This window comes from Pseudomonas sp. ASL3 (genome assembly GCF_056680425.1).
Genome location: NZ_CM155281.1, coordinates 3,540,388 through 3,565,797, shown reverse-complemented (window position 1 = coordinate 3,565,797; position 25,410 = coordinate 3,540,388). Strand labels below are relative to the sequence as shown.

Sequence of the window (25,410 nt, the reverse complement as noted above, 5' to 3'; positions counted from 1 at the left end):
CATTGACCCTGCGCCGTGCAGCGATCTCAGCCCTTACGGAAAATCGGCGCCCCAAAGGGTGCCCCGGTCGTGCCGCCATCCACGACGATTTCCGCCGCGGTAATGCCTGAAGACAAGTCCGACGCAAAGAACAACACCGCATTGGCCAGTTCTTCGGCCTCGGCGATCCGGCCCAGCGGCGCACGCGGGGCGAACACGGCTTCGGCGGCATCGATGGTCGCGCCTTCGCGGGCGCCGCGGGTCCAGATCGGTGTGCGGGTTGCGCCAGGGATCACGGTGTTCACCCGAATGTTACGCGGTGCCAGCTCCGAAGCCATGACCTTCGCCATCCCGGTGATACCGGCTTTGGTGGCCGAATACGCGGACGACCCCGGCGAACCCAACTCACGCATGACCGAACCATTGAGCACGATGGAGCTGCCGTCTTTGAGCAGCGGCAGTACCCCTTGCACGGTGAAGAACACCGAGGTCAGGTTGGTGCGCAGAATCAGTTCGAACGCTTGCAGGGTGGTACCGCCCAACGGTGTCGGACCTGATACGCCGGCATTGGCGAACACGATATCCAGGCTGCCGAACGCGTCACTCAATTGCTTGACCATCGCCTCGATGTCGGCCACTTCATTCAAATCAGCCTTGATCGCCAGCACATCGTCGCCCAACTCGGCGACTGCTGCATCCAGTTTGACCTGGTCCCGGCCAGTGATCGCAACGCGTGCACCATGGGCCAATAACACGCGCGCGGTAGCCAGGCCTATGCCACTGTTGCCGCCGGTGATCAGTGCGGTTTTGTCTTTCAGGTTCATGATGCATTCCTCTCAATCGGGGTGACTCAATCGGCATTGTGTTTGTAACTTCAAAATATGAAGCCTATCGTGCTCTTGGTCAAGGCGACTTCAAAAAAAGAAGCTTTTGGTGCTATAAATGCGCCGGACAGTCACAAAGTGTGGCTCAGCTTTTTCAGGCAGGAGATTTTTATGAGTTGGGACGACGTCTGCGACAGCGTGTGCCCTATAGCGCGAGCGCTTTCGGTCGTGGGTGATCGCTGGACGCTGCTGATCCTGCGCGAACTGTCCATGGGGTCGCGGCGCTTTGACGAGATGCAGGCGCAGACCGGCATGTCCTCGCACCTGCTTTCCACCCGGCTCAAGCGTCTGGAAAAAGACCAGGTGGTCGAACGCCGCCTCTACAGCGAACGGCCGCCTCGGTATGAGTATTACGTCACGCCCAAGGGCAAGGAACTCGATCCGCTGCTGCTAATGCTGCGGTCTTGGGGCATGAAATGGGGAGGGTACGAGGTGAATGGGGAGCCGGCGGTCAAACTCGTCTACCGGCCCACGGGCGAGATTGCCGATGCTGCCTGGCGCCCGCCGGTCAGCGACAAGCCCATTACCCTGGATGATTTCGATGGCACCTTGGGCGCTGCTTTCCGGGCGGAGCGCGAGGCCAACCGTGCCGCTTTCCATGCAGCGAAAAAGCCGGCCAAGGAAGAACACTAACCCCTGTAGGAGCCGGCTTGCCCGCGATAGCGGTATAGCTGACACACCGCGTCAAGCTGATCGCAGACAAGTCAGCTCCTACATGGGTTGCCGGATATAGGCGTTGAATCAGAACATCACTTTGACCAACAAGCTGGCGGTGTTCTGGTCGGTATCGAAACCGGTGGTGCTTTCGATGCCGTATTTGTTTTTCCAGTAGTCGTATTCGACACCCACGTAGAGCTGCTTCTCACCCATGTTCATCGCTTTGCCCAGGTCGTATTTGATCTGCGGGTTGAAGTGGAGGTTGGCATGGTAGGTGCCTTGCGCGTTTTTAGCGTTGTCCACTACCCAGTCCATGTAGCCGTCGATCAGGATGTCCGAGCCGCGCACGGGGATGGTGTAAGACCAGACCGGCGTGATCTGCCAGACGTTATTACCCGGGCGACTGCCGTCGGGATGGCGCTGGTAGAAGTTCAGCTGGAAGTAGTCGAAACCGGGGATCGCCAGGTCGAAGCCCGGACCGATCAGGTAAGACTCGACATCGCCCTTGCCGAACTCATAGGTCAACGCCAGCAGCACATCTTTGACCGGGCCGAACTCGAACTTGCGATCAAGGATTTTGCCCATCGAGAGGCGGGGGCTGAACTCCCCGTAAACGCCGTATTTACCATTTTGCGGGTCGCCCTTGCCGCTGTAGTAGGTGTTGTCGACAAACAGGAAGTTGTCACCGTACTTCCAGCCATCGGCGTGCTCGAAGGTAATGGTCTGTTGTATTTGCGGGTTGACGGTGTAGTTCTGGCCATAGAGATACGTCAGGCTGTTGCTCTGCCATTGCACAAGGTCGCCGGCCATGGTTGGGCCGGCTGCCAGCAGACTGCTAGCGGCTATCAGGCTGCCAGCGGCTAACAGGCTAGAAAAAGTACGGGTCATGCGGGTTGCTCCCAGGGTTGAATTGCTTTGTTTTTTTGGAGGATGGGCGCTCTGTCATGGCGCCTTTTGGGTAAATTTTTGGCATGGCGAAGCCGTCGACCGATGGACAGACAACTGTCTATTCGGTCAGGCGGATCTGGCGAGTGGAGTGACCCCTGATTCGAGCGGCGGCGGAGGTTACTGACTCGCGCCGCGCTGTTTCAGTGCCGTGGGGCTTGCAAGGTGAAGTGCAGCTGATCAGTGCAGATGCGCGGCCCTGGTCATGGCCTCGCGCTCGGCACCCCCCAATACGTTGAACAACAGGTTCAACAGCAGCGCACTGAGCGTGGCCAGGGCAATCCCGCTATGGGTGATCGGCCCCATCCATTGCGGCAAATGGGCGAAGAACTCCGGACGCACCACCGGGATCAATCCCATGCCGATGCTGACCGCCACCAGCAGCTGATTGCGCCGGTCACCGATGTCGGCTTCTTGCAGGATCTTGATCCCGGTCGCGGCGACCATGCCGAACATGGCGATGGCCGCGCCGCCGAGGACTGCGGGCGGGATCGATGCGACCAGAAAGGCCGCTTTGGGCAGCAGGCTCAAGCTGATCAGGAAGCCCCCGGCGACCACCGTGACGTAACGGCAGCGCACGCCGGTCATCTGTACCAGACCGATGTTCTGCGCGAAGGAGGAGTGGGTGAAGGTGTTGAGGAACCCGGCGAGGAATGACGCGGCCGCATCGCACAACAGACCGCGTCGCAGCATGCCCGGCGTGACTTCGCGGTCAGTGATCTTGCCCAGGGCGAGGAACATGCCGGTGGACTCGACGAAGATGATCACCACCACCAGACACATGGACAGGATCGGCGCGAGTTGAAACTGCGGCATGCCGAAGTGCAGCGGCGTGACCACTCTGACCCACGGCGCCTGAGCCAGGCCGCTGAGATCGACCATGCCGATCAGGCCCGAGAGCACGTACCCCAGGCCCATGCCGATCAGCACTGAGATGTTGACCCAGAAACCGCGCATGAAGCGGTTGATCAGCAGGATGGTTGCCAGCACCAGCGCCGCCACCGCGAGATAGATCGGGTCACCGAAACTGACCGCTTTGCTGCCGCCGCCGGCCCAGTTCACCGCGACCGGGAACAACGACAAACCGATGGAGGTGATCACTGTGCCGGTCACCAGAGGCGGGAAGAAGCGCACGATTTTCGACATGAACGGCGCGATCAGCATGCCGAAGAATCCGGCGGCGATGGTCGCGCCGAAAATCCCGGTCATACCGACGCCAGGCATGCCGGCCATCGCCACCATGCTGCCAACCGCGGCGAAGCTGGCGCCCATCATGATCGGCATACGGATGCCCAAGGGGCCGATGCCCAGCGATTGCACGACAGTGGCAATGCCGGCGACCAGCAGGTCGGCGTTGATCAAAAAGGCGATTTCTTCACGGGACAATCCAGCGGCCTGACCGATGATCAGGGGTACCGCAACGGCACCACCGTACATCAGCAAGACGTGTTGCAGGCCCACCAGAATCATTTGCAGCAGTGGCAGGGGCTGTCGTGGCGGCGCAGCAGGGATGCGCGCTTGAGTTGACTCGGACATGCAACACCTCGGATTTTGTTTTTATTTTTGGGTTGGAGCAATGCAGCTAAAACCTGGCGCCGATCCCCTGTAGGAGCTGCCGAAGGCTGCGATAAGGTCCGAAGGACCTTCATCAATTAAGATCCTGTGACCGCTTCGCAGTCGATCGCAGCCTTCGGCAGCTCCTACAGGGAATGTGTTTCTTCAGTTGGTCTGCGCCCCCTTGTCGATCCAGGCGCCGATCAGGTCACGTTCCTGTTGGGTCATCTGGGTGATGTTGCCCAGCGGCATAATCTGCGACGCCACGGCCTGGGCCTGGATGCGCGGTGCCAGTTGCTGGATCTGTTGCGGGGTATCGAACATCACACCGGCAGGCGCGACGCTGAACAATGGGCTGGTCGGTTTGGCCGAGTGACACACGGCACAACGTTCCTGGATCACGCTGTGAACCTTGCTGAAATCGGGTCCGCCGGCCTGGGCAACAGCGGGCGCTGCTGGAGCGGTGGCAGGCGCCGTTTCCGTCGCTGCAGGCAGCGCCTTGTGACCACCCAATGCCGTTTCTGGAAGCGGCTGGTATTCGATTTTTGCCGGGCCGGCAACGTCAGGCGCTTTCGATACTTGTGTGGGGCCAGTGACGTAGGCCAGGCAGATCATGCCCAGTGCGGCGACGGGCAGGGTCCAGGCGAACTTGTTGCTGCTGTGGCGCGTGTTGAAGTAGTGACGAACCAACACCGCCAGCACCGCGATCCCGGCCAGGATCAGCCAGTTGTACTGGCTGCCATAGGTGCTCGGGAAGTGGTTGCTGATCATGATGAACAACACTGGCAGGGTGAAGTAGTTGTTGTGCCGTGAACGCAGCAAGCCTTTGGCGGGCAGGCTCGGGTCTGGCGTGCGGTTTGCAGCGATGGCTGCGACCAGTGCACGTTGCGCCGGCATGATGATGCGGAACACGTTACCGACCATGATCGTGCCGATGATGGCGCCGACATGCAGGTACGCGCCGCGACCGCTGAACACTTTGCTGAAACCGAACGCGGCGGCAATCAGCAACACGAACAGAATCAGGCCAAGCAGGGCAGGGCGTTTGCCCAGTGGCGAGTCGCACAGCAGGTCATAGATGAACCAGCCAGCGATCAGCGAACCGATACCTATGGCCACGCCTTCTGCGCCGGTGAGGCCGCTGCCGGGGGCGATCAGGTACAGCGTCGGGTTGGAGTAGAACACCACGCACAGCAGCGCGATCCCGGACATCCAAGTGAAGTACGCCTCCCATTTGAACCAGTGTAGGTTGTCCGGCATGGTCGGCGGTGCGAGTTTGTATTTTTCCAGGTGGTAGATACCGCCACCATGGATTGCCCATAAATCGCCCGCCAGCCCGTCACGCGGGTTGACCCGGTTGAGGTTGTTTTCCAGCCAGACGAAATAGAACGAAGCCCCGATCCAGGCCACGCCCGTAATCATATGAACCCAGCGCACGCTCAGGTTCAGCCATTCCATCAGATGTGCTTCCACAGTCTTTACCTCTCACCTGTCACCACTTGCGGGTGTTCAGGCCTCTCTTATTGGTGGGCGAGGATCAGCTTCTGATCCTCCTCGAAAAAATGCTCGTCGCAGTTATTGCCAGTTCCACTGCGATCAACCACCAGGAAGTCATCCCGCTTTTCGATCGTCAGCACCGGATGGTGCCAAACGCCGCGATGGTAATTAACGCCCTGCCTGCCATTGGAAATGAAGGCACGGGCCAACTCTGATTCAGGTACATCGCCAAGTGGCGCGACCACGATCAGAAAAGGGTTGCCGAGCAGCGGTATGAAGGCCTGGCTGCCCAACGGATGTCGTTCCAGCATGCGCAAGGTCAACGGCATCGGCAGCGCTTCGGCGCGAAAGATGCTGATGATCGCTTTGTCATCCGGCGTGGCGGTTTCAACCTCGGCCAGACGATGGAAGCGCATGGTCGAGCCGTTGTTGATCATGAAGTGGTCGCTGCCATCGGTTTCGATCACGTCACCGAAGGGGGCGAAGGCTTCTTTGGTCAGGGGCTCGATCACTAGTGTGCGCATGGTGGTTCTTCTGTTCTCAAATTCAATGATGACCTGTAGGAGCTGCCGAAGGCTGCGATCGAGCGCGAAGCGGTCGCAAAATCTGAAGGCCGTTCCGGCCTTATCGCAGCCTGCGGCAGCTCCTACAGGAATTGCATTACTTCGCGACCTTACCCAACACCCGCAACCGACTCACGCCACCATCCGGGAACACATTCAAACGGATGTGGGTGATCGGGCCGAGGGCTTTGATCTGCTCGGCGAAGCTGTGTTCGGCGTGCATTTCCAGTTTCTGCGCCGGCAGCAGTTCGCGCCAGAACAAGCTCTGGGTTTCGATCTGGCTGTCAGTGCCGCCTTTGACGAACGCGCCCTGAATCGAGCAAGTGTCCGGGTAGTTGCCCTTGAAGTGCAGGGTGTCGACGATGACTTTTTCGATCTCGCCGGCATGGCCCAACGCGACGATCACCCAGTCATTGCCCGGTGTCCGCCGACGCGCGGTTTCCCAGCCGTCGCCCATGTTGACGCCACGGCCCGGGTTGAGGATGTTGCTCATGCGCCCGAAGTGTTCGTCGGAACAGGCCAGTGCCCGACCGCCATTCAGTGCGGCAGCGAGGTCGATCTGCTCGTTGTCGCCCACTGCCGACCAGTCGCGGAACGGCACGCCATACACCCGCAGACGCGCGACGCCGCCGTCCGGGTAGATGTTGAAGCGCAGGTGGCTGAACGCCTGACCGTTGCTGATCTCGTGGAAGTGGTGGCTGTTGCCTTGCAACTCGACGGCCGACAGCACTTCAGTCCACGGGGTGTTTTCGTCCGGCTCGCCCGACGTCAGGAAGCAGGCTTCCAGCGAGGCCGATGGCGGAAAGTTGCCGGTGAAGAATGAGGTGTCGATGTCCACGCCCTTGATCGAGCCGGGCACACCCAGGCGAATCACTGCGCTGTCGTAACCTTCGAAGCGCTTGCGACGTGATTCCCAACCGTCCATCCACTTGCCGTTGTCATCGAACACGCCTTCCTTCCACACCGCAGGGGTAGGCTGGAACAGGCGGTTGGCGTCGGCGAACCAATCATCGGTGACCGAGATGATTTTGGTGCCCAGACGGGCGTCGGCCAGGTTGACGAACTTCTCGAACGGTGCGGCGTAAGCTTTCATTGATCTTGTCTGCCTTATCAAAAATTGGCGTGGGAGATGGACGATTAGAGAGTCTGTAACCGGAACATCGCGATCTTGTTGATCTCGGCCAGTGCGCAGTCGAACTCGGTGTCCACCGGGTTGTGAATACGTGTTTCGAAGGCGGCGAGGATCTGATGCCGGTCGCTGCCTTTCACCGCCATGATGAAGGGGAATGCGAACTTGGCTTTATAAGCGTCGTTCAGCTCGGTGAAGCGCTGGAACTCTTCGGCCGTGCATTGGTGGATACCGGCGCCTGCTTGCTCGTTAGTGCTGGCTTCGGTCAGTTGGCCTTGCACGGCGGCTTTGCCGGCAAGGTCCGGGTGGGCGTTGATCAAGGCCAGTTGCCGGGCATGATCAGCGCTCAACAGAATGTCGCTCATGCGCGCATGCAGGGTCTCGATCCGGTCCAGATCGGCAGCCGTGCCGAGGTCGTAGGCTATTTCGGCGACCCATGGCGAGTGCTCGTAGATGTCGGCGAAGGCTGCAACGAAAGCTTCTCGGCTCAGGCATGAGGGCGTCAGTGTCTGAAAGCGGCTCATTTCGTGTTCCCCGCTTTCTGCTCAGGATGTTCGGCGTGCCAGTGGCGGGCGATATCGACACGACGGCTGAACCAGACCTGCTCATGACCTTTGGCGTATTCGATAAAACGCTTGAGCGCCGCCAGCCGCGCCGGACGACCGATCAACCGGCAGTGCAGGCCGATGGAGAGCATTTTCGGCGCCTCGGCACCTTCGGCGTACAGCACGTCGAACGCATCTTTGAGGTACTGGAAAAACTGCTCGCCGTTGTTGAAGCCCTGCACCTGGGTGAAGCGCATGTCGTTGGTGTCCAGGGTATACGGGATCACCAGATGTGGCTTGCCGGTGGGGTTGTTCGGTTCCCAGTAGGGCAGGTCGTCGTCGTAGGTGTCCGAGTCATACAGAAAGCCGCCTTCCTCCATTACCAACCGTCGGGTGTTCGGCCCGGTGCGACCGGTGTACCAGCCCAGCGGACGTTCGCCGCTGATCTCGGTGAGGATGCGAATGGCCTCGAGCATGTGTTCGCGCTCTTGGGCTTCATCCATGTACTGGTAGTCGATCCAGCGATAACCGTGGCTGCAGATCTCATGACCGGCATCGACCATGGCGCGGATCAGCTCGGGGTTACGCTGGGCGGCCATGGCCACGGCGAAGACCGTCAGCGGAATATCGAATTGCTTGAACAGCTTGAGCACGCGCCACACGCCGGCGCGGCTGCCGTATTCGTAAAGCGATTCCATGCTCATGTTGCGCTCGCCCTGCAGCGGCTGGGCAGAGACCATTTCTGACAGGAAGGCTTCGGATTCTTTATCGCCGTGCAGAATGTTGCGCTCGCCGCCTTCTTCGTAATTGAGTACGAAAGACAAAGCGATGCGGGCATTTCCCGGCCAATGGGGGTGGGGCGGATTGCTGCCGTAACCGATCAGGTCGCGTGGATAGTCAGCACTCACTACGGTCTTCCTTCTGTGCTTGTTGTCAGTGGCAGTGGTGGCCGGGTCGATCCAGGCTGGCGCCACTGCGATGGATCGATTGTATACAACTTTGCAATCACTTTGTAAGCCTGTTTTTTCGCCTTTTTCAGGATATTGCTCCTGCAAGAAACTTGCCCGAGTGATCAGCTTATAACCGTAAGAAGGCTTTATCACCTGATTGATAGACGAAATGGCTGCTTTGACTGAGCCACTACCGTGCTGCCCTGAAAAGCGATTTTTATTGTGTACAATTTTTTTGAAAAGTGTCTTAATCGCTTATCGCCGCGCTCCTTCGCTGCACTGAAAGGGGGCGGCCTGACCTTTCAACTGGCTTTTTCAACTTGCGCGAGGCGCTGACGAGCAATGGGACGATTGACGACGCATGTATTGGACGCCGCACATGGCTGCCCTGGCAGTGGAATCAGGATCGAGCTGTACCGGGTCGAAGGCGAACGCCTGGAGCGGGTCGCCAGCGCGGTGACCAACAGCGACGGCCGCTGCGAGGCACCCTTGCTACAGGGTGATGATTACCGGTCGGGTGTCTATCAATTGCAATTCCATGCCGGTGACTACTACCGCGCACGGGGTGTGGAACTGCCGCAACAGGCGTTCCTCGACGTGGTAGTGCTGCGTTTTGGCATCGATGCCGGGCAGGATCATTACCATGTGCCGCTGTTGATTTCGCCGTACAGCTACTCGACGTATCGCGGTAGTTAAATCGATTGCCGACGCAGATCTACTGTGGGAGCGAATTCATTCGCGAAAGCGGTGTGTCAGGCACTGATGATGTTGGATGTGCCGACGTCTTCGCGAATGAATTCGCTCCCAGTGTGCCCGTCATGGGCCAAAACCAGCCATCTGAAAGCGATGGCCAGAGTAAGTGACGACAACTGTAGTGAAACGCAAGGTGGACGCCGTGAGGCCAAGCTGAAAGAAGCGCGTAGCAAAGGCACGACCGTAGGAACACGAACAGGCAGCGAGGCTGGATGCGGGCGATTAGTGTGCTGGGAACCACGAAATCCGACTGTCACCGAAAGACGCATCCAGTAGAGCCTGGCGGCACGGGCCGATGGTTTTGGCACCTTACCCGGGGAGATCTCAGGCACGTAAGTGAATGAGAAGTCAGCAGAGGCCGTAGTAGCGAAGATGGGCGGTAATGCGCTCGGAGCAAAGGGCCGAAGGACAAACAACACCCATGATGGACTTCTGTACATTGAGCCAGAGCTCTTTGAAACTGAACCCTGAAAAAAAATGCTGCGGCATCAAAGGGTTGGCCGGACATGAATGCCCGGGTGGATCCCGGAGAACTAATGAAAGGAAAGAGCGAGTGATGTGTCAGACGGAACAGGAAACTGGAGACGTGTTGAGCGAAATCAGCGTGGAGCAGGTTGTCGAGGCTGACAACATGCGCCGTGCGTTCAAGAAAGTCCGGGCCAACAAAGGTGCGCCCGGGGTTGACGGTATTAGCACTGAAGACCTCGAAGCGCACTTGGTCAAGCATTGGCCGGGCATCAAGGAAAAGCTTCTGGCCGGGAGCTACCAGCCCGGTCCGATCAGGGGTAAAACGATCGGCAAACCCCAAGGCGGAGAACGGCTGCTGGGGATTCCCAACACGCAGGATCGAGTGATCCAGCAAGCGGTAAGCCAGCAACTGACGAAGCTTTGGGACGGTGGTTTCAGTGAGCACAGCTACGGGTTTAGGCCCGGGCGCAGCAACCTTGACGCGATCAGGGCGGCGAAAGACTTCGTGCTCAGCGGCAAGACCTGGGTTGTCGATGTGGACATTGAAGCGTTCTTTGACGAGGTCAATCACGACCGACTCATGACGCGCATCACCCGCGACATCCGGGACAAGCGGCTGAACAAGTATCTGGCGTCGAACCTGCGCGCGGACATGGTCCTGAACGGCCAGCGGCACAAACGCACGGCGGGCGTACCGCAAGGTGGTCCGCTGAGTCCGCTGCTGGCCAATCTGTATCTGGACCCGCTGGACAAGGAGCTGGAAACTCGAGGGCTGAGCTTCTGTCGCTATGCAGACGACCTGATGATCTTTGTCGAAAGCGAGCGCAGCGCAGAGCGAATACTGGAAAGCATCGTGGCGTGGATCGAGAAACACCTGAAGCTGAAGGTCAATGCCAGCAAGAGCGGCACGGGTCGTCCTTGGGAACGCGATTTTCTGGGTTATCTGATCGACGAGGAAGGCAACAATCACCTGTCGGGCAGGACGGTCAAGCGATACCGCAAACGCGTTCGTGAATGTTGGTCAGCCAGACAGGGACTCACCTCCCGGGAACTGGTTGAGCAATGGAGAGGTTATCTTCTTGGCTGGTTTGGTTATTTCCGGCTGGCCACGGAGCGAAACTTCACGCAGCTCTCACAATGGACGCGGCGCCACATGCGCAAGTGCTTTTGGCAGCGGTGGCATAACCGCAAGGGTCGTATGGCCCAACTGCTGAAGATGGGCATCTCGAAACGAGGGCTTGCGCGAGTGAGTTTTCACGACGGAGCTTGGAAAGCGGCGGCACATCCGGCCATGCACCAAGCCTTGAACAACAAACGCTTGAAGCAATATGGCCTGATCACCGCGCAGGATCTCGCCTCAGCGCAATGCTGAGCAGTCCAACCGCCGGATGCGGAAAACCGCACGTCCGGTGGTGTGGGAGGGGTAACGGGCTAGTCCCGTTACCTCGACCCGATCAGGATTGCGGTCTATCTGACAGACCGCCCCGAACCCTCCCGCTTTCCTCCTCCTTGCCCGCCCCACACTGCGGGCTTTTTTCGTTAGCGGCTCAGCAATGACGCCGCGCCTGCCGCACCGAACAACCCGGCACTGACCCGATTGAACCAGCTCTGGCCCTTGCCGCTGCGCAGGTAGCGGGCGGCGCCATGGGCACTGAGGCCGTAGGTCACTTTGCACAGCAGGTCGAGCAAGGTCCAAGTGGCGATCATGATCAGCAACTGGCTAAGGAATGGTTGTTGGGCGTTGAGAAACTGCGGCAGGAAAGCGGCGAAAAACAGGATGTCCTTCGGGTTGCTCGCGCCCAATGCAAAAGCCCGCCAGAACAGTGCGCTGAAGCGTGGCTGACGGGCGGCAACGGGTACTTCGGCTGCGATGGCCGGTTGCCGGGATTGCTGCCAGCTTTGCCAGGCGAGATAAAACAGGTACAGCGCGCCGACGATCTTCAGTGCGCTGAACACCTGTTCCGAGGCCAGCAACAAGGCGCCAAGGCCCAATGCCGACGCACTGAGCAAACACACCGAAGCGACCACGCCGCCAAGGAACGCCGGATAAGAACGCAATAGGCCGACATTCAAACTGTTGCTGATCATCAGCAGGGACAAAGGCCCCGGTATCACAATCACCACCAACGCCGCGCCGCTGAACAGCAGCCAGGTTTCCAATGTCATTGATTTTCTCCTTCATAGGAAACGCCCCAATAAAGGGGCGCAGTTTGTTTTGTTTTTGTTGGAGCAGGCTTACAGGAAGATAAACTTGGCGATGAAAATCACGCACAACGCATACACGCTGACCGAGATTTCCTTGTACTTGCCGGTACCCGCCTTGAGCACCACGTAGGTGATGAAGCCCAGGGCAATCCCATCGGCGACCGAGAAGGTCAGCGGCATCATGATCGCGGTGATGATCGCCGGAATGCTGTCGGTAGCTTCATCCCAGTTGATATGGGCCATGCCGCCCATCATCAGCATCGCCACGTAAATCAGCGCACCTGCCGTGGCATAAGCGGGGATCATGCCAGCCAGCGGGGCGAAAAACATCGCCGCGATAAACAGCACGCCCACCGTTACCGCCGTCAGCCCGGTACGACCGCCCGCAGCGACACCTGCGGCACTTTCTACGTAGCTGGTCACCGGAGGCACGCCGAGCATCGCGCCGAACACGCTGGACGCGCTGTCGGCCTTCAAGGCTTTGGAGAGGTTTTCAATCTTGCCATCGGCCTTCACCAGGCCGGCGCGCTGGGCGACGCCCATCAAGGTGCCGGCGGTGTCGAACATGTGCACGAACAGGAAGGCCAGCACCACGCTGATCATGCTGACGTTGAACACGCCCTTGATGTCCATCGCCATCCAGGTCGGTGCCAGGCTTGGCGGGGTGGAGAAGATGCCGTTGTATTGCACCAGGCCCAGACCCCAACCGGCCAGGGTCACGGTGATGATGCTGATCAGAATCGCGCCGAACACCTTGTGATAGCTGAGCACGGCAATCATCAGGAAGCAGACGGCGGCCAGCAATGGGCCGGGTTCGCGCAACGAGCCGAGCTTGATCAGAGTGGACGGGCTGGCGACCACGATGCCTGCTGTCTTGAGGCCGATGATCCCGAGGAACAATCCCACCCCGGCGCCCATGGCAAAACGCAGGCTGACCGGGATGCTGTTGAGCAGCCATTCACGGATGCGTGACAGGGTCAGCACCATGAAAATCAGCCCGGAAATGAACACCGCGCCCAGCGCGGTCTGCCAGCTGTAGCCCATGGTGCCGACCACGGTGTAGGTGAAGAAGGCGTTCAGGCCCATGCCCGGCGCCAGACCCACCGGCCAGTTGGCGTACAGCCCCATCAACAGGCAACCGAGTGCGGCGGCGATGCAGGTGGCGACGAAGGCCGCACCGTGATCGATGCCGGCGTCGGCCATGATGTTCGGGTTGACGAAAATGATGTACGCCATGGTGATGAACGTAGTCAGTCCGGCCAGTACTTCTGTTTTCACGGTCGTGCGGTGCAGGCTGAGCTTGAACACGCGTTCGAGCAGGCCTATTCGCGGCGGTGTGAGATCCAGCAACGTTGCTTCGGATTTGCGACTTTCCACAGCGGGTACTCCTCAAGACTTTTATTGTTTTTTCCCGCGCCAGTGTTGGCGCAGTGAGGCGGTGCGAGGAAATGTCTTTTCTGACCATTAAGTCAGGAACTCGCACGCAACGGATTATGCTTTTGTATACAAAAAAAGCAAATAATGTTTTTTAATTTGTTTTGTAAATAAGCGTAATTGTGTGCATAACGCCGCAGTCAAGGTTCCACCTATTCACAACCCATGCACTGTGTACAATGTGTCAGTACTTTTCTGTGACATCCCACGAGCGCCCATGAACGAACAGTTGCCCCTCAAGAAACAGCCGCGAACCGTCAAGGCCGGCCGCATCGGAACGCAGGACGATATTGTCTACGCGCATATTTTCGAGGCGATTCTCGAACAGCGTCTGGCGCCCGGTACCAAACTGAGCGAGGAAGCCCTGGGGGAAATTTTCGGGGTCAGTCGCACGATCATTCGCCGAGCCTTGTCACGCCTGGCCCATGAAGGGGTCGTGCTGCTGCGGCCCAACCGTGGCGCGGTGGTTGCCAGCCCAAGTGTCGAGGAAGCCCGTCAGGTGTTCTTTGCGCGACGCATGGTGGAGAAAGCCATTACCGAACTGGCGGTCGAACACGCCACGCCTGAGCAGCTCGCCGAGCTGCGCCAAATGGTCAGCGACGAGCGCGACAGTTTTTCTCATGGGGATCGGGGGGCCGGGATTCGCTTGTCGGGCGAGTTTCACCTCAAGCTGGCGGTGGCCGCGAAGAACGCGCCGCTGATCAGCTTCCAGCGCAGCCTGGTGTCGCAGACTTCATTGATCATCGCCCAGTACGAAAGCGGCAATCGCTCGCACTGTTCCTACGATGAGCACACCCAGCTGATCGACGCCATCGAAGCCCGTGACGCCGAGCTGGCGGTGAGCCTGATGATGCACCACATGGACCACATCGACAGCAAACTCAACCTCGACGAAGACAGCGCGTCGGATGACTTGCACGCGGTGTTCTCGCACCTGCTGCACACCAAGAAAAAGCCGGGGCGCAGTCCGGCGGTTTGAACCGTAGACACAAAATTCCTGTAGGAGCGCGCTTGCCCGCGATGGACCGCGAAGCGGTCCCAAATCAGCAAACTCGGTTCCGTCAGTAAAACTGTGCTCAGCCTTTGTGGGACTGCTGCGCAGTCCATCGCGGGCAAGCGCGCTCCTACATTTGACCGAGGTTGCTGCGTGCCGGCCTTATCACCCGCGCCGATGCACCAACTGCCCCGCCGAATACGTCTCCAGCACGGTCCGGTCATCCCCTAGCGTGGTCAATACGAACAACGTCTCTTCGATGTCTTTGGCCTGTTTCAGGCGATAGGCGAGGAGCGGGGTGGCGTTGTAGTCGAGGACCAGGAAGTCCGCCTCGTTGCCGGGGTGCAGGCTGCCGATTTTTTCTTCCAGACGCAATGCCCGCGCGCCACCCAATGTCGCCAGGTACAGCGACTTGAACGGACTCAGCTTCGCCCCCTGCAACTGCATCACTTTGTACGCTTCGTTCAGCGTGTGCAGGATCGAAAAACTGGTGCCAGCCCCGACGTCGGTGCCCAAACCGATATTGAGTTTGTGTTTCTCGGCCATCGGCAGATTGAACAGCCCGCTGCCCAGAAACAGGTTCGACGTCGGGCAGAACGCCACAGCTGAACCGGTCTCTGCCAATCGCGCACATTCGGCGTCGCACAGGTGCACACCATGGGCGAAGACCGAGCGCTCGCCGAGCAACTTGAAGTGATCGTAAACGTCGAGGTAATTGCTGCGATCCGGGAACAGTTCCTTGACCCATTCGACTTCTTTCAGGTTCTCGCTGATGTGGGTCTGCATATACACATCGGGGTACTCGCTCAGCAATTGCCCGGCCAATGTCAGCTGTTCCGGGGTACTGGTCGGGGCGAAGCGTGGCGTCACCGCATAGTGCAGGCGACCCTTGCCATGCCAGCGTTCGATCAGCGCCTTGCTGTCGACATAACTGGATTCAGCGGTGTCGGTCAGGTAATCCGGCGCGTGGCGATCCATCATCACCTTGCCGGCGATCATGCGCAGGTCGAGCTTCTCGGCCGCGGCGAAAAACGCCTCCACCGATTCCTTGTGCACGCTGCCAAATACCAGCGCCGTGGTGGTGCCGTTACGCAGCAATTCCTTGAGGAAAATGTCCGCGACTTCAGCCGAATGGGCCGGATCGGCAAACTGCTTTTCGCAGGGGAACACGTAGGTGTTCAGCCAATCCAGCAACTGCTCGCCGTAGGAGCCCACCATGCCGGTCTGCGGCAAATGGATATGGGTGTCGATGAAACCGGGAGTGATCAGCGCGTCAGGGTATTCGGTCACCTCGACATCGCTGCCGAGCTTGCCCAGCAAGTCGGCAGCATGGCCGAGCGCCGTGATTTTGCCGTCTTCGACCACCAGCAAACCGTCCGGGAAATACTCGTACGAGGCTTCGATCACCACTTCAGCAGGATCGGCGATGCTGTGCAGGATGGCGGCGCGGTAGGCTTTCTTGTTACTGGAAAACGTCATAAAAATCTCATTGTGCTTGGCTGCGGCGCGAGACCGGCAGCAGTTGGGCGATAGGTTCAGCGTTACTGCTGTGCTGGCCGAAGTTGGCGTTGTAGGTGGCGATCACTTCGGCGGCGATGGACACAGCGATCTCGATGGGCAATTTGCCTTTGACTTCGGCCAGGCCCATGGGGCAGCGCATGCGTTGCACCAGCGCGGCGTCGAAGCCGCGTTCACGCAGGCGATGCTCGAATTTGACCCGTTTGGTCTTCGAGCCGATCAAGCCGAAGTAGGTGAACTCGTTGCGTTTGAGAATCGCCGCCGTCAGCTCCAGGTCCAACTGATGGTTGTGGGTCATGACGATGCAATAACTGCCCTTGGGTAATTCCTCGACTTCATCGACTGGTTCTTCGTTGACGATCCGCGTGACGCCGTCGGGGATCAGCGCGGGGAATTCCTGTTCGCGCGAATCGATCCAGCGCACCCGGCAGGGCAGGCTGGCGAGCAGCGGCACCAGTGCGCGGCCGACATGGCCCGCACCGAACACCGCAATCTGCGCCTGAGGCTGGCCCATGGGTTCGAACAACAGCACGTTAACGCCGCCGCAGCACTGGCCGAGGCTGGCACCCAGGGTGAAGCGCTCCAGACGTGTGTCCTGACTGCCGCTGGCGAGCATTTCGCGAGCGATTTCCATGGCTTTGTATTCCAGATGTCCGCCACCGACGGTGTCGAAGATACGCTCGGCACAGACCACCATCTTCGAACCGGCATTGCGCGGCGTCGAACCGCGCTCGTCGATGATGGTCACCAGCACGCAGGGTTCGCCTCGGTTTTGCAGCTCGGCGAGAGCGCTGATCCAGTTGTTCATGTGCGATCCTCCGCTAAACCACTGTGGGAGCAGGCTTGCCTGCGAACGATTCGGCGTCGAGCCCGACCGCAGCAGTCGCACTGTTCAACTTACGCATCTGCTCACAGCCCCACAGCACCCGTTCCGGAGTCGCAGGCGCATCGATCTTCGGCTGATGTTTGTAATCACCGACACTGGCCACCGCGTCCTTGATCGCGCACCAGGCAGCGATGCCGAGCATGAACGGCGGTTCGCCCACGGCCTTGGAATGGAACACCGTGTCTTCCGGGTTCTTGCGGTTCTCCACCAGCTTGACCCGCAGGTCCAGCGGCATGTCGCAGACCGCCGGGATCTTGTAGCTGGCCGGGCCGTTGGTCATCAATTTGCCTTTGGCGTTCCACACCAGCTCTTCCATGGTCAACCAGCCCATGCCCTGAATGAAGCCGCCTTCGACCTGGCCCATATCGATGGCCGGGTTCAGCGAGGCACCGACGTCATGCAGGATGTCGGTGCGCAGCATCTTGTATTCGCCGGTCAGGGTATCGACGATCACTTCGACGCAGGCCGCGCCGTAAGCGAAGTAGTAGAAGGGGTGGCCGCGCGCCTGGCTGCGGTCGTAGTAGATCTTCGGTGTCTTGTAATAGCCGGTACTCGACAGCGACACCTGACCGACCCACGCCTGTTGCGCCAGGGATTCGAACGACAGGACCAACTCGCCCACCCGCACATGGCCGTTGCGGAACTGCACCTGGTCTTCGCTGACCTTGTAGTGTTTGGCGGCGAACTCCACCAAACGCTGCTTGAGGATTTCAGCAGCATTCTGTGCCGCCTTGCCGTTCAGGTCGGCACCGCTGGAAGCTGCGGTCGGCGACGTGTTCGGCACTTTGTCGGTATTGGTCGCGGTGATCTGGATCCGGTCGATATCGACCTGGAACACCTCGGCCACCACCTGCGCGACCTTGATGTTCAGGCCCTGGCCCATCTCGGTGCCGCCATGGTTCAGGTGGATGCTGCCATCGGTGTAGATATGAATCAGCGCACCGGCCTGATTGAGGAAGCTGGCGGTGAAGGAAATGCCGAACTTCACCGGGGTCAGCGCCAGGCCTTTTTTCAGCACCGGACTGTGGGCGTTGTAGGCGCGAATCGATTTACGCCGTTCGGCGTATTGGCTGCTTTCTTCCAGTTCGGCAGTCATTTCCTCGAGCATGTTGTGCTCGACGGTCTGGTAGTAGTGGGTGACGTTGCGCTCGGTCTTGCCGTAGTAGTTGACCTTGCGCACGTCCAGCGGATCTTTGCCGAGGTAGCGGGCGATGTTGTCCATCACTTCTTCGATGGCGACCATGCCTTGCGGGCCGCCGAAGCCGCGATAGGCGGTGTTCGAGGCGGTGTTGGTCTTGCAGCGATGGCCATTGATGGTGGCATCGCCGAGGTAGTACGAGTTGTCGGCATGGAACATCGCTCGGTCGACGATGGAGTTGGACAAGTCCGGCGAGCAGCCGCAGTTACCGGCCAGCTCCAGCTGAATCCCGTGCAGACGGCCGGTGTTATCGAAGCCGACGTCGTACTCGATATAGAAGGGATGGCGCTTGCCGGTCATCAGCATGTCTTCGACCCGTGGCAGACGCATCTTGGTCGGCTGTCCGGTCAGGTGCGCCACCACCGCGCACAGGCACGCAGGGCTGGCCGCCTGGGTTTCCTTGCCGCCAAAACCGCCGCCCATCCGGCGCATGTCGACCACGATCTTGTTCATCGATACGCCGAGCACTTCGGCCACCAGCTTTTGCACTTCGGTGGGGTTCTGCGTCGAGCAGTAAACAATCATGCCGCCGTCTTCGGTGGGCATCACCGACGAAATCTGGGTTTCCAGATAAAAGTGTTCCTGCCCGCCGATGTGCAAATTGCCTTGCAGACGATGTTCGGCACTGGCCAACGCACCGACGGAATCACCGCGTTTGTGGGTGTGGCTGTCGAGCACAAAGTGCTTGTTGCGGAAGGCTTCGACGACATCCAATACCGGTTCCAGATCCTCGTATTCGATGATCGCGGCCATCGCTGCCTGGCGCGCGGTTTCCAGATCCCGTGCGGCGACAGCGACCACGGGTTGGCCAACAAATTCGACCTTGTCGATGGCCAACAATGGGTCGCCAGGCATCAGCGGGCCAATGTCCTTGAGACCGGGAATATCTTCATGGGTGATCGCGATACGCACGCCCTCGAAGGCGTAGCACGGTGCGGTGTCGACACTGATGATCCGCGCGTGGGCGCGGTCGGACAGGCGTGCATACACATGCAGCTGATTAGGGAATTCCAGGCGGTCATCGATATACACCGCTTCGCCGGACACATGCTTGTCGGCGCTGTCGTGTTTGACGCTGCGACCTACACCCGTGGTCAGATCCTGCTGAAACAGCACGGTCATCTCGGCTTGGGTTTTTTCGGGAGCATGATTAGACATAAGAGGTCACCCGCGTTTCGATGTGTGGCGTTTGCAGCTCGATGAAGTATTTACGCAGCAGGTTCTGTGCGCTGAGTAGGCGGTATTCCTTACTTGCGCGGAAGTCCGACAGCGGGGTGAAGTCGTCAGCCAGCGCAGCGCAGGCGCGCTCCATCGTGGCCGAGGTCCAGGGGGCACCGATTAGCGCTTGTTCGCAGGCAGCAGCCCGTTTCGGGATCGCCGCCATGCCGCCAAAGGCGACACGCGCTTCGACGATGGCGCCGTTTTCGACCTGCAGCCGGAACGCTGCACACACCGCAGAAATATCGTCATCCAGGCGTTTCGACACTTTGTAGGCGCGGAACACCTGCCGGGCGTTGGCCCGAGGCACGATGATTTTCTCGATGAATTCGCTTTCCTGGCGGGCCGTCACCCGGTAATCGATGAAGTAATCCTCAAGCGCCAGGGTGCGGCGAGTCTCGCCTTTGCGCAGCACGATCTGCGCGCCGAGGGCGATCAGCAGGGGCGGCGAGTCACCGATGGGCGAGGCGTTGCCGATATTGCCACCGAGGGTGCCCTGATTACGGATCTGCAACGAGGCGAAACGCTGCAACAGTTCGCCGAAGTCCGGGTATTCAGCGGTCAATGCCGCGTAGCAATCGGTCAGCGAGGTCGCGGCGCCGATTTCCAGACGGTCGTCGAAGACCTCGACGCGTTTCATTTCAGCGACATTGCCGACGTAGATCATCACCGGCAGCGGGCGATGGAACTGGGTGACTTCCAACGCCAGATCGGTACCGCCCGCCAGCAAGCGCGCTTGCGGATACGCGTCATACAGTTCAGCCAGATCGCTTACGGTCAGCGGCACCAGGCAGCGTTTGTCGCCGCTGTTGAGTTCGCCGGTTTCTTTCGGGGCGATGGCGCGCAAGCGCGTGATGGTTTCGGCCTGACGTTGATCGAATTGATCCGGCTGGCGTTGAGTGCAGGCTTGTTCGGCGGCGGCAAGGATCGGGCGATAGCCGGTGCAGCGGCACAGGTTGCCGGCCAGCGCTTCGTGGGCTTGATGGGCATTCGCTTCGCTGCTGTTCTTCTGCAAGGCGAACAGCGACATGACGAAGCCGGGGGTGCAGAAGCCGCATTGCGAACCGTGACACTCGACCATGGCCTTTTGCACGCTGTGCAGTTGGCCCTGGTGCTTGAGGTCTTCGACACTGATCAATTGTTTGCCGTGCAGTGAGGCGACGAAGGTCAGGCAGGAATTGAGGCTGCGATAGCGCAATTGCTCGCGGCCTTCGCTGTCGATGTTCAATTCGCCGACCACCACGGTGCAGGCGCCACAATCGCCGCTGGCACAGCCTTCTTTAGTACCGGGTTTGCCCAGATGCTCGCGTAGATAATTGAGCACGGTCAGATTCGGGTCCAGGGCGTGCTCGGTTCGCAGCTCCTGGTTGAGTAAGAATTGGATCACGGAAGGCCTCTCTGCACGTTATTTTTGTAATCGACTATGAGCTAAATTTATCAGCTCTGACTTTTCGGTCAATAAATATCTGACCTTTAAGTCAGGAAAATTAACTTTTCCCGGTTTTGCCGATTAACGGTGTGCCGGATCAGCAACAAAATCACTGACCATTACTCAAAGAATTGCTTATTTCGTGCCAGATTCCACTCCGATGGCCCCGCGCCGTGCGATACACTGCGCGGCTTGTATGATTTAGCTGAAGTTGAAGGAAAACCATGACGTTCAAGGCGCCGGATAGCCTCGCCGAGCAAATCGCTCACCACCTCGCAGAACGGATCATCCGTGGCGAACTCAAGCCCGGGGAGCGCATTCAAGAGCAAAAAGTCACTACATCACTGAACGTCAGCCGCGGTTCGGTGCGTGAAGCCTTGTTGATTCTTGAACGCCGCCACCTGGTCGTCATCCTGCCGCGCCGTGGTGCCCAGGTCACCGAACTCACCGCGCACAACGTCGAAAGCCTGTGCACGCTGATGAGCGAGCTGTACATCCTGCTCGCCATTTCCGTGGCCAATCGTTGGGAAGCTCAGACTGATCTTGCGCCGTTTGTGCAGATTCAGCAGCGCCTGCTCGTTAGTTACAACGGTCAGGACGTGAAGACCTTCGTTGAAGACAGCTTCAACGTGATGCGTGCCGCTTATCCGTTCGCCAACAACCCGTACCTGCAAGAAACCGTCGAAAACCTGCAACCGTCCATGAGCCGTGCCTATTACCTGGCACTGGACCAACGCAAGGCGGAAATGAGCGAATACCTGACCCTGTTCGAGCAATTGCTCGACGCAGTGAAGGCGCGCGACCCTGTGCAGATTCGTGTCGTACTGAACCGCTACACCGAGCGCAGTTGCCAGTTGGTATTGTCTGCCCTGGCGGCAGGCTAAGCCCATGCGGCTCAAGTGCATCAGGCTGGCCGGGTTCAAGTCGTTCGTCGACCCGACCACCGTCAACTTCCCGAGCAACATGGCGGCGGTCGTGGGCCCTAACGGCTGCGGCAAGTCCAACATCATCGACGCCGTGCGTTGGGTGATGGGCGAAAGCTCGGCGAAGAACCTGCGCGGCGAGTCGATGACCGACGTCATCTTCAACGGCTCCACCAGCCGCAAGCCGGTCAGTCAGGCCAGCATCGAGCTGGTGTTCGACAACTCTGATGGCACCCTGCTCGGCGAATACGCCAGTTACGCGGAAATTTCCATTCGCCGCAAAGTGACCCGCGACAGCCAGACCAGCTATTACCTCAACGGCACCAAATGCCGTCGTCGTGACATCACCGACATCTTCCTCGGCACCGGCCTGGGCCCGCGCAGCTACTCGATCATCGAGCAGGGGATGATCTCCAAGCTGATCGAATCCAAGCCCGAAGACCTGCGCAACTTTATCGAAGAAGCCGCGGGTATCTCCAAGTACAAAGAACGTCGGCGCGAGACCGAAAACCGCATCCGTCGCACCCATGAAAACCTTGCCCGACTGACTGACCTGCGCGACGAACTGGAGCGCCAGCTCGACCGTCTGCATCGTCAGGCTCAGGCCGCCGAGAAGTATCAGGAATACAAAGGCGAAGAGCGTCAGCTCAAGGCGCAACTGTCGGCCCTGCGCTGGCAGGCGTTGAATGAGCAAGTCGGCCAGCGCGAAGCAGTGATCGGCACTCAGGAGGTCGGTTTCGAAGCGCTGGTGGCTGAGCAACGCAACGCCGACGCCGGTATCGAACGCCTGCGCGACGGTCATCACGACCTGTCCGAGCGCTTCAACCTGGTGCAGGGGCGTTTCTACTCCGTGGGCGGCGACATCGCCCGTATCGAGCAAAGCATCCAGCACGGTCAGCAACGTCTGCGCCAGTTGCAGGACGACCTGCGTGAAGCCGAACGTTCGCGGCAGGAAACCGAATCGCATCTGGGTCACGACCGCACCTTGCTCGCGACCCTCGGCGAAGAGCTGGAAATGCTCGGGCCGGAACAGGAAATCACCAGCGCCGCCGCCGAAGAGTCCGCCGCCGCGCTGGAAGACTCTGAAAGCACCATGCACGGCTGGCAGGAAAAATGGGACGCCTTCAACCTGCAATCCGCCGAGCCGCGCCGTCAGTCTGAAGTGCAGCAGTCGCGGATCCAGCAGCTGGAAAGCAGCATGGAGCGTCTGGGCGAACGGCAACGGCGTCTGGGCGAGGAGCGCCAACTGCTCGCCGCCGACCCGGAAGACGCCGCGATCCTGGAACTCAGCGAAGAACTCGCCACCCGCGAAATGACCCTGGAAGAACTGCACGCCAGTGAAGAACAGTTGGTCGAGCGCCTGGAGCAACTGCGCAGCGAGCTGCATCAGGCCAATCAGGCGCAGCAACAGGCCCAGGGCGAGCTGCAACGCTTGAACGGTCGACTGGCCTCGCTGGAAGCCCTGCAACAAGCGGCACTCGATCCCGGCACCGGCACCGCGGAGTGGCTGCGTGAGCAACAACTGGCCGAGCGCCCGCGTCTGGCTGAAGGGCTGCGGGTCGAATCGGGTTGGGAGCTGGCGGTGGAAACCGTCCTCGGCGCCGACCTGCAAGCGGTGCTGGTGGATGACTTCGCCGGGTTGGATCTGGCCGGTTTCGCGCAGGGCGATCTGCGCTTGATCAGCCCGTCGGCCGAGGCCGCGCGCATTCCCGGCAGCTTGCTGGACAAGGTTGAGGCGTCGGTCGATCTGTCGGCCTGGCTGGGTCAGGTCAGGCCGGTAGAGACCCTTGAAGACGCCCTGGCCTTGCGCGGTCAGCTGGGGGCAGGGCAGAGCCTGATCAGCCGCGACGGTTATTGGGTCGGTAGGCACTTTTTACGCGTGCGCCGTGCCAGTGCAGCGGAAAGCGGTGTGCTGGCCCGTGGTCAGGAATTGCAGCGTCTGGGCCTGGAGCGCGACGAGCGCGAAGCCACCCTGGCTGCCCTTGAAGAGCAACTCATCACCCTGCGCGAACAACAACTGCAACAGGAAGACGCCCGCGAGCAACTGCGTCGCCGCTTGCAAGACGAAGCGCGCCAGCAAGGCGAACTCAAGGCCCAGCTGTCTGCCAGCAAAGCCAAGGTCGAGCAACTGACCTTGCGCCGCAAGCGTCTGGACGAAGAGCTGGGTGAGTTGGGCGAGCAGCGTGCCATCGAACACGAACAGCTTGGCGAGTCCCGCCTGCAATTGCAGGACGCGCTGGACAGCATGGCCATCGACACCGAACAACGCGAATTGCTCCTGGCCCAACGCGACAGCCTGCGCGAACGCCTCGACCGGGTGCGCCAGGAAGCCCGTCAGCACAAGGACCATGCGCATCAATTGGCGGTGCGTCTGGGCTCGCTCAAGGCGCAGCACGATTCCACCCGTCAGGCCCTTGAGCGGCTGGAACTGCAGTCCGAGCGCCTCAACGAAAAACGCGAACAGCTGAACCTCAATCTGGAAGAGGGCGAAGCGCCGCTGGAAGAACTGCGTCTCAAGCTCGAAGAATTGCTGGAAAAACGCATGGCGGTCGATGACGAGATGCGTCAGGCCAAGATGGCGCTGGAAGACGCTGACCGCGAATTGCGCGATGTCGAGAAACGCCGGAGCCAGGCCGAGCAGCAATCGCAACTGCTGCGCGGCCAGCTTGAGCAACAACGCATGGAATGGCAGTCGCTCACCGTGCGGCGCAAAACCTTGCAGGACCAGCTACTTGAAGACGGCTACGACCTGCACGGCGTGCTCGCTACGCTGACCAGCGAAGCCAACGAAAAGGACGCTGAAGAAGAGTTGGAGCGCATTGCCGGGCGTATTCAACGCCTCGGCGCGATCAACCTCGCGGCCATCGACGAATATCAGCAGCAATCCGAACGCAAACGCTATCTGGATGCGCAGAATGCCGATCTGGTGGAAGCGCTGGACACCCTGGAAAACGTTATCCGCAAGATCGACAAAGAAACCCGCAATCGTTTCAAAGAGACCTTCGATCAGATAAATAGCGGTTTACAGGCTCTTTTCCCAAAAGTTTTCGGTGGCGGCAGCGCTTATTTGGAACTGACGGGCGAAGATCTACTCGATACAGGGGTGACAATCATGGCGCGTCCACCGGGCAAGAAGAACAGCACCATCCATTTGCTCTCCGGTGGCGAAAAAGCCCTGACGGCTTTGGCACTGGTGTTTGCCATTTTCAAATTGAACCCGGCGCCGTTTTGCATGCTCGACGAAGTTGACGCACCGCTGGATGACGCTAACGTAGGACGCTACGCCCGACTCGTGAAGGAGATGTCGCAGACGGTGCAATTTATCTACATCACCCACAATAAAATTGCCATGGAGATGGCTGACCAATTGATGGGTGTGACCATGCACGAGCCAGGATGCTCGCGACTGGTTGCCGTAGACGTGGAGGAAGCGATGGCGATGGTGGATGCCTAGTGCAGGCCTTGTGCCGCACGGGAAATGGCTTTTTGATGGCTACTGTTGCGCGCTGAGCCCTTTGCGACGGTCAACCCGATGCAACAGACGGTGTAAAGTTAGCTATGGTCGTGCTAGTTTAATGACCACTTTTTCTTTTCGCGTGGGTAAAACGCCTGTCAGAACATAGAGTTGGCGCCACGTTTTAAAGGGGTTTCGGCCCTTATTTTTCAGCATTTTTATTAGAG

Annotated in this window: 20 protein-coding genes; 6 read left to right on the top strand and 14 right to left on the bottom strand. The window is 59.4% G+C overall.

Annotated elements, in window-relative coordinates:
• Positions 1-26: 26 nt before the first annotated feature.
• On the bottom strand, positions 27-803 hold the full coding sequence (locus AC1MEE_RS16450) for an SDR family NAD(P)-dependent oxidoreductase (RefSeq protein WP_480410667.1): 777 nt from the start codon (positions 801-803) through the stop codon (positions 27-29).
• 171 nt (positions 804-974) lie between these two features.
• Between AC1MEE_RS16450 and AC1MEE_RS16445 the strand changes: the two genes are divergently transcribed.
• Positions 975-1,496 carry a winged helix-turn-helix transcriptional regulator gene (locus tag AC1MEE_RS16445; protein ID WP_480410666.1) on the top strand — a complete coding sequence of 174 codons (522 nt, stop codon included), beginning with the start codon at positions 975-977 and terminating at the stop codon, positions 1,494-1,496.
• Positions 1,497-1,604: 108 nt separating this feature from the next.
• Here AC1MEE_RS16445 and AC1MEE_RS16440 read toward each other — a convergent pair whose 3' ends face one another.
• The 7 genes from AC1MEE_RS16440 to puuE all read right to left on the bottom strand — a co-directional run bounded on the left by AC1MEE_RS16440 (position 1,605) and on the right by puuE (position 8,661).
• Complete coding sequence (locus tag AC1MEE_RS16440) at positions 1,605-2,408, bottom strand: outer membrane protein OmpK (RefSeq protein ID WP_480410665.1); 804 nt, start codon at positions 2,406-2,408, stop codon at positions 1,605-1,607.
• 237 nt (positions 2,409-2,645) lie between these two features.
• The gene (locus AC1MEE_RS16435; RefSeq protein WP_480410664.1) at positions 2,646-4,001 is read right to left on the bottom strand and encodes a nucleobase:cation symporter-2 family protein; all 1,356 of its coding nucleotides are present in this window, start codon (positions 3,999-4,001) and stop codon (positions 2,646-2,648) included.
• 183 nt (positions 4,002-4,184) lie between these two features.
• Positions 4,185-5,492 (bottom strand): urate hydroxylase PuuD, encoded by a 1,308-nt coding sequence (locus AC1MEE_RS16430; RefSeq protein WP_480410663.1) that lies wholly within the window; start codon positions 5,490-5,492, stop codon positions 4,185-4,187.
• Positions 5,493-5,539: 47 nt separating this feature from the next.
• Positions 5,540-6,040, bottom strand: coding sequence for an ureidoglycolate lyase (locus tag AC1MEE_RS16425; protein ID WP_480410662.1), 501 nt, complete (start codon positions 6,038-6,040; stop codon positions 5,540-5,542).
• Positions 6,041-6,176: 136 nt separating this feature from the next.
• Positions 6,177-7,172: an allantoicase gene (alc, locus tag AC1MEE_RS16420; protein ID WP_480410661.1), complete on the bottom strand. Its 996-nt coding sequence runs from the start codon at positions 7,170-7,172 to the stop codon at positions 6,177-6,179.
• A 44-nt stretch (positions 7,173-7,216) separates the two neighbouring features.
• The gene (uraD, locus tag AC1MEE_RS16415; RefSeq protein WP_480410660.1) at positions 7,217-7,732 is read right to left on the bottom strand and encodes a 2-oxo-4-hydroxy-4-carboxy-5-ureidoimidazoline decarboxylase; all 516 of its coding nucleotides are present in this window, start codon (positions 7,730-7,732) and stop codon (positions 7,217-7,219) included.
• A complete protein-coding gene (gene puuE / locus AC1MEE_RS16410; RefSeq protein ID WP_480410659.1) occupies positions 7,729-8,661 on the bottom strand; it encodes an allantoinase PuuE in 933 nt (310 codons plus the stop codon). The genes uraD and puuE overlap by 4 nt, the downstream gene beginning before the upstream one ends.
• A gap of 384 nt (positions 8,662-9,045) precedes the next feature.
• Here puuE and uraH point away from each other — a divergent pair, with 384 nt between their 5' ends.
• Both uraH and ltrA read left to right on the top strand, forming a co-directional pair.
• Positions 9,046-9,399, top strand: coding sequence for a hydroxyisourate hydrolase (gene uraH / locus AC1MEE_RS16405; RefSeq protein ID WP_480410658.1), 354 nt, complete (start codon positions 9,046-9,048; stop codon positions 9,397-9,399).
• A 613-nt stretch (positions 9,400-10,012) separates the two neighbouring features.
• A complete protein-coding gene (gene ltrA, locus AC1MEE_RS16400; RefSeq protein WP_480410657.1) occupies positions 10,013-11,296 on the top strand; it encodes a group II intron reverse transcriptase/maturase in 1,284 nt (427 codons plus the stop codon).
• A 167-nt stretch (positions 11,297-11,463) separates the two neighbouring features.
• On the opposite strand, the gene AC1MEE_RS16395 is transcribed toward ltrA, so the two are convergent.
• Both AC1MEE_RS16395 and AC1MEE_RS16390 read right to left on the bottom strand, forming a co-directional pair.
• On the bottom strand, positions 11,464-12,090 hold the full coding sequence (locus AC1MEE_RS16395) for a LysE family translocator (RefSeq protein WP_480410656.1): 627 nt from the start codon (positions 12,088-12,090) through the stop codon (positions 11,464-11,466).
• A 69-nt stretch (positions 12,091-12,159) separates the two neighbouring features.
• Entirely contained in the window at positions 12,160-13,506 is a 1,347-nt protein-coding gene (locus AC1MEE_RS16390) for an NCS2 family permease (protein WP_480410655.1), read from the bottom strand.
• 274 nt (positions 13,507-13,780) lie between these two features.
• Between AC1MEE_RS16390 and AC1MEE_RS16385 the strand changes: the two genes are divergently transcribed.
• Positions 13,781-14,542: a GntR family transcriptional regulator gene (locus AC1MEE_RS16385; RefSeq protein ID WP_480410654.1), complete on the top strand. Its 762-nt coding sequence runs from the start codon at positions 13,781-13,783 to the stop codon at positions 14,540-14,542.
• A gap of 180 nt (positions 14,543-14,722) precedes the next feature.
• Here AC1MEE_RS16385 and guaD read toward each other — a convergent pair whose 3' ends face one another.
• The 4 genes from guaD to xdhA are packed head-to-tail and all read right to left on the bottom strand — an operon-like array spanning position 14,723 to position 20,764.
• A complete protein-coding gene (gene guaD / locus AC1MEE_RS16380; protein ID WP_480410653.1) occupies positions 14,723-16,036 on the bottom strand; it encodes a guanine deaminase in 1,314 nt (437 codons plus the stop codon).
• A gap of 7 nt (positions 16,037-16,043) precedes the next feature.
• Entirely contained in the window at positions 16,044-16,883 is an 840-nt protein-coding gene (gene xdhC / locus AC1MEE_RS16375; protein ID WP_480410652.1) for a xanthine dehydrogenase accessory protein XdhC, read from the bottom strand.
• 13 nt (positions 16,884-16,896) lie between these two features.
• Positions 16,897-19,317: a xanthine dehydrogenase molybdopterin binding subunit gene (xdhB, locus tag AC1MEE_RS16370; RefSeq protein ID WP_480410651.1), complete on the bottom strand. Its 2,421-nt coding sequence runs from the start codon at positions 19,315-19,317 to the stop codon at positions 16,897-16,899.
• Positions 19,310-20,764, bottom strand: a complete 1,455-nt coding sequence (gene xdhA, locus AC1MEE_RS16365) for a xanthine dehydrogenase small subunit (RefSeq protein ID WP_480410650.1) — start codon at positions 20,762-20,764, stop codon at positions 19,310-19,312. The genes xdhB and xdhA overlap by 8 nt, the downstream gene beginning before the upstream one ends.
• A 266-nt stretch (positions 20,765-21,030) precedes the next feature.
• On the opposite strand from xdhA, the gene AC1MEE_RS16360 reads away from it, so the two are divergent.
• The gene (locus AC1MEE_RS16360; protein ID WP_480410649.1) at positions 21,031-21,690 is read left to right on the top strand and encodes a GntR family transcriptional regulator; all 660 of its coding nucleotides are present in this window, start codon (positions 21,031-21,033) and stop codon (positions 21,688-21,690) included.
• A gap of 4 nt (positions 21,691-21,694) precedes the next feature.
• Complete coding sequence (gene smc / locus AC1MEE_RS16355) at positions 21,695-25,183, top strand: chromosome segregation protein SMC (RefSeq protein WP_480410648.1); 3,489 nt, start codon at positions 21,695-21,697, stop codon at positions 25,181-25,183.
• Positions 25,184-25,410: the final 227 nt, after the last annotated feature.